7 protein-coding genes are annotated in these 4,105 nt (G+C 60.3%); 4 read left to right on the forward strand and 3 right to left on the reverse strand.

Features of this window, described 5'->3' with window-relative positions; genetic code table 11:
* The first annotated feature begins 187 nt into the window (after window positions 1-187).
* The 3 genes from AC1DX0_RS32000 to AC1DX0_RS32010 all read left to right on the forward strand — a co-directional run bounded on the left by AC1DX0_RS32000 (window position 188) and on the right by AC1DX0_RS32010 (window position 1,303).
* Window positions 188-352, forward strand: coding sequence for a DUF3309 family protein (locus tag AC1DX0_RS32000; protein WP_080680761.1), 165 nt, complete (start codon window positions 188-190; stop codon window positions 350-352).
* A gap of 274 nt (window positions 353-626) precedes the next feature.
* Complete coding sequence (locus tag AC1DX0_RS32005) at window positions 627-800, forward strand: hypothetical protein (RefSeq protein ID WP_477224508.1); 174 nt, start codon at window positions 627-629, stop codon at window positions 798-800.
* A 17-nt stretch (window positions 801-817) separates the two neighbouring features.
* The gene (locus AC1DX0_RS32010; protein ID WP_477358415.1) at window positions 818-1,303 is read left to right on the forward strand and encodes a pyridoxamine 5'-phosphate oxidase family protein; all 486 of its coding nucleotides are present in this window, start codon (window positions 818-820) and stop codon (window positions 1,301-1,303) included.
* Between the two features lie 6 nt (window positions 1,304-1,309).
* On the opposite strand, the gene AC1DX0_RS32015 is transcribed toward AC1DX0_RS32010, so the two are convergent.
* The 3 genes from AC1DX0_RS32015 to AC1DX0_RS32025 all read right to left on the reverse strand — a co-directional run bounded on the left by AC1DX0_RS32015 (window position 1,310) and on the right by AC1DX0_RS32025 (window position 3,237).
* The gene (locus AC1DX0_RS32015; RefSeq protein ID WP_477224510.1) at window positions 1,310-2,380 is read right to left on the reverse strand and encodes a sensor histidine kinase; all 1,071 of its coding nucleotides are present in this window, start codon (window positions 2,378-2,380) and stop codon (window positions 1,310-1,312) included.
* A 189-nt stretch (window positions 2,381-2,569) separates the two neighbouring features.
* Window positions 2,570-2,854, reverse strand: a complete 285-nt coding sequence (locus AC1DX0_RS32020) for a hypothetical protein (RefSeq protein WP_477224511.1) — start codon at window positions 2,852-2,854, stop codon at window positions 2,570-2,572.
* A 125-nt stretch (window positions 2,855-2,979) separates the two neighbouring features.
* Window positions 2,980-3,237, reverse strand: coding sequence for a hypothetical protein (locus AC1DX0_RS32025; RefSeq protein ID WP_477358417.1), 258 nt, complete (start codon window positions 3,235-3,237; stop codon window positions 2,980-2,982).
* A 187-nt stretch (window positions 3,238-3,424) separates the two neighbouring features.
* Here AC1DX0_RS32025 and AC1DX0_RS32030 point away from each other — a divergent pair.
* A partial coding sequence (locus AC1DX0_RS32030; RefSeq protein WP_477358419.1) for a GntR family transcriptional regulator occupies window positions 3,425-4,105 on the forward strand: 681 nt, incomplete at its 3' end.

A 4,105-nucleotide genomic window follows, 5' to 3' on the forward strand; every position in this document is an offset into this window, starting at 1 on the left:
CCCCCCCCCCCCCCCCCCCTGTATTTACCGCCGGCAATCGGCCCTGTTCCGGCTAACGTCTTTGGTGCGGACGCGCTGTCACAACATGGCGGAACGGTAAGGCTGCTCGGACGTTCTCGTCTTCGAAGCATCGCATGCGACGATGTTCAAACCGGCGTGTCAGCGCCTACAGGAGCGGGAAAATACCATGAGCATCGGCACCATCCTCATCATCATTCTTGTCATCGCGCTGCTTGGCGGCTTCAGCGGCCTCGGCGGTGGCCCATTCTATGGCACCGGCTATTATGGCGGCGGCGGCCTCGGCCTKGTGCTGCTGATCATCATTGTCCTTGTCGTGCTAGGGCGGATCTAGAGGCTCGCAAGCCTTCGGACAATCGCAATCGCGTGACCGCGTCGCGATCGAAGCGCACCGGATTGTGATGCAAGCAAGCCGGCTTGTGATCCGACATCCGGGGGCGTATTTCGTATGTTGATTTCGGTCCACACCCCCCGTGGAAACAAGAGGAGAGGGTCCCACCCCTTCATCCTCCTCCAAGGCCCGCCCCGGTATGCCGGAGCGGGCTTTTGCGTTTAGGCCGAGGGAACCGGCTTGCGTCGAGACAGTTGAGTTTGCGGAAGGCTGCCCAATGCCCGCAACACTCAGAACGACACTCTGTGAAATTCGCGATGATCTTCACTTCCTGCGGCGGATGGTGGCGGCTCGCGGCCATATAGAGACCATCCAGGGCATAGATGCGTTGATCGGCATCGCTGAAGCAGAGGCTATCAAGGTTATCAGTCGGATCGATCGCGCGGTCTGAACAGGAAGAAGGATTGAATGAACATCAAGGAGATGACGCGGCAGGACTGCGTCGCCCTTCTGAAGACGCAACGCCTTGGTCGCCTGGCCTGTGTGCGTGACCAGAAACCCTATGTGGTGCCGGTCCATTTCGCCTTTGGCGAGAATTCCATTTTCAGTTTCTCGCTTCCTGGCCGGAAAGTCGACTGGATGCGGGCAAACCCCCATGTCTGCTTTCAGGTCGACGATGTCGGCGGTGRCAATGGCTGGAAGAGCGTCGTGGTGGAGGGCCTGTTCGAGGAACTTTCAAAAGCGCCTGATCCGGATGCCGGCATGACCGGCGTCGAAAGGGTGAACGCCCCGGTCGATGGCGACCGCCGGCTTGCCTGGTCGCTTCTCGCCACGCACGCGAATTGGTGGGAGCCGGGCGCCCTGAAGCCCGGCGATGCCCTCGCACCTTCGGGCAGCCATCTCTTCTATCAGATCAGGATCGAGGCGATGTCGGGAAGGCAGGCCTCGTGGTAGCGGTTGTTACGCCGCGCGCGGTACACGTGAGGTAAATGTCGCGCGGGTGACCGAGACGCTTGTGCCGTCGGTGTCGCTTACGACGTCCACCTTGGCATCGAGCTGTTTCACCAGTGCCTCGACGATGGCCGTTCCAAGGCCGGTGGCCGGCAGGTCGTTGGCGATCTTGCCGACGCCATTGTCCGAAACCGTAAGTTTCCAGTCGCTGCCGGCCGTCTCATAGCTCACCTGTATGCGAGCACCGTCCTTCTCTTTGGGGAAGGCATATTTGATGGCATTGAGGACGAGTTCGGTGACGATCAGACCGAGGCTGACTGCCTTTTGCGAGTCCATCCTGCCGCCTTCGGCGGTCACAGTGACCGTGATCGGCTGACTTTCGCCAATCATCGACGAGGCGAGACTGCTGCACAGTTTCGGAAGGTAGGAGCCGACATCGATCTCCTCGATGCCGGCCGAGGTGTGGAGATGGCGTTGCACTTCGGCCACGGACAGAACGCGCTGGTGGGCATCCTTGAGATGCTGGCGCGTCTCTTCCGAGGTGACGGAGCGTGCCTTCAGCAACAGGATGCTGGCGATGATCTGCAGGCTGTTGGCAACCCGGTGCTCCATCTCGCGCAGCAGCACGTCCTTCTGGTGGAGCAGATCTTCCGTGCGCTTGAGCAGCTCCTCCTTTTCTCTCTCAATCACCCGACGGGCGGTGATGTCGTTGAAAGCGAGAAGGATGGTGATGGCTGAGCTGTGGTCGTAAAGCACCTTGCGGGCGTTGAGCAGCATGGTGCGGCGGCCGATCCGCGGGAAATCATGCTCGACCTCGAAACCGTCCATGGCGGTTTTCTCAGGGATGATCGTTTCCAGCAGCAGGCGAAGTGCGGGAATGTCCCATTGGCCGTCGCCGAGCGCGTAGAGCAACGAGCCCTGGGTCTGCGCGGGGTCGACTTCGAATGTCTTGTAGAAGGAGCGGCTGGCGGCCAGCACGCGAAACTGCTCGTCGAGGACCAGGAACGGCTCGGTGATCGTATTGACGATCGCCTGCGCCAGCGTCTGCGCGTCTTCGATGTTCGCAATGGGTTGAAACATGGGCAAAAAGCCAGACGAGCGGCGTTTTGCCTCTCCAAGCATGGACTCTATCCTTTTGCCCGGCCGTTGTCGCGAAGTGAATCGCCGGCCACGACGACGTGATGTCCCATGGTGTCATTGAAAAAGGCGGGCACTCGGCCCGCCTTCGTCTCGCTGTTCGATTTGGGTATACGACCAAATCGCGATGCGTCAATTCGCGCCGCCGAGCTGCTTGGTCATCTTGCAGAAATTGTCATGCGACTTGGCAATGGCCTCGTCGCCGCATTCCTTCATCATGCCTGCGCGGTCTTCTTCCTTCATGGCCATCCAGGCGGTCTTGAATTCCGCCTCGGACTTCATCGTCTTCATTCCGGAGTCCGTATAGAAGGGGGCCATCTTTTCCGGATTGTCGAGTGCGGAGGTGTTGCCGGCCAGCGCCGAGCCGGTCATCATCGCAAGCGCCATCGCGCCCATTGTGAGCATCTTGAAGTTCATCTGGAAATTCCTCTCTGTAGAGGTCATTGGAATAAACGACCTGCAGACAAACGGGATCGCGAGAAAACAGTTCCTTTGGATGAGCGAATATTAAAATCAGATTTTATTCTACCTGACCTGCCGAATTATTCCATGTCCGGTACGTCGCCGCTGACAAACAGCGTGGTCGGCGGCCCGTAGTCRCCAAGTGYCGGGTCGGCATCGCGGCTCCAGGCRATSACGCCGACATGTTTTGCCGCCAGCGCCCTGGCGGTGCGTATGGCGCGGTCTTCGCTCTGCTGGTCGGCAGGGCCGAAGGCCGGAAACAATTCACCGTCCTCGCCTCGGTCGAACGCGACCACGACGATCAGCTTGGGATTTTTATGCTCTGTTGATTGGGACATGGTGCTCCTTCGACGAGAACCGTATCACACTGCCGGAGCCAGGGGTCGGTTGTCTGGCTTTCAACCTTATTTTACCCGGGTCTCCGGACCCAATGCCTGTTTTTGAGTGCCTTCGGCACCGCATTGACACGCGTTTTGTTGTCGTATATTGAACAGGACTATACAGGTTCACTGAACAGGTACGCATATGAAACGGCGCGCGGTTCAATTGTCTCCCGGCACGGGCAAGCCCGAGCAGATCGCCACCGTTCTGGAGCATGAAATCCGCTCCGGCGTTCTTGGCTTCGGTGATCGCCTGCAAAGCGAGAATGAGCTCGTCCAGCGCTTCTCCGTCAGCCGCAACACGATCCGCAAGGGCCTCGAGGAACTATCCAGCCGCGGGCTGATCACCACCAAGGTCGGCATCGGCTCCTTCGTGACCTTTGACGGCAAGCCGGTCGACGATTCGATCGGCTGGTCGCGGGCGCTGGCCAATGCCGGCGCCAATGCCGAGACGAGGACGCTGCGGCTGGAGGTCATCGAAGACGCCGATCTCGCAGCCTTGCTGGAGATCGAAAGCCCGTTCTTCATCGCAGTCGACCGGGTGCGCACCAATGCCAGCGACGGACATGCGATCTCCATCGAGCGCAGCCGCCTGCCGCTGTCTCCGGAGCTCGAGGATGTGCCGCTGCGCGGCCTGCGCGAAGGGTCGCTGCACCAGACGCTGCGTGGCGCCGGCCTCATCCCTGACCATGGCGAGGAATGGGTCGGCATCGAGATGCTCAATGCCGAGGATGCCGCCATCCTCGGTTGCCCACAGGGCACGCCGTTCCTGCGTGGCCGCCGGCTGACCCGCGCCGCCGACGACCGGCCGATCGAATATGTCACC

The organism is Mesorhizobium sp. P3_A9 (genome assembly GCF_056402975.1).

Bases quoted from the DNA above. Each gene is read 5' to 3' on its own strand.
- AC1DX0_RS32005 (WP_477224508.1), top strand. From the start codon at position 627: ATGCCCGCAACACTCAGAACGACACTCTGTGAAATTCGCGATGATCTT.
- AC1DX0_RS32015 (WP_477224510.1), bottom strand. From the start codon at position 2,380: ATGTTTCAACCCATTGCGAACATCGAAGACGCGCAGACGCTGGCGCAG.
- AC1DX0_RS32020 (WP_477224511.1), bottom strand. From the start codon at position 2,854: ATGAACTTCAAGATGCTCACAATGGGCGCGATGGCGCTTGCGATGATG.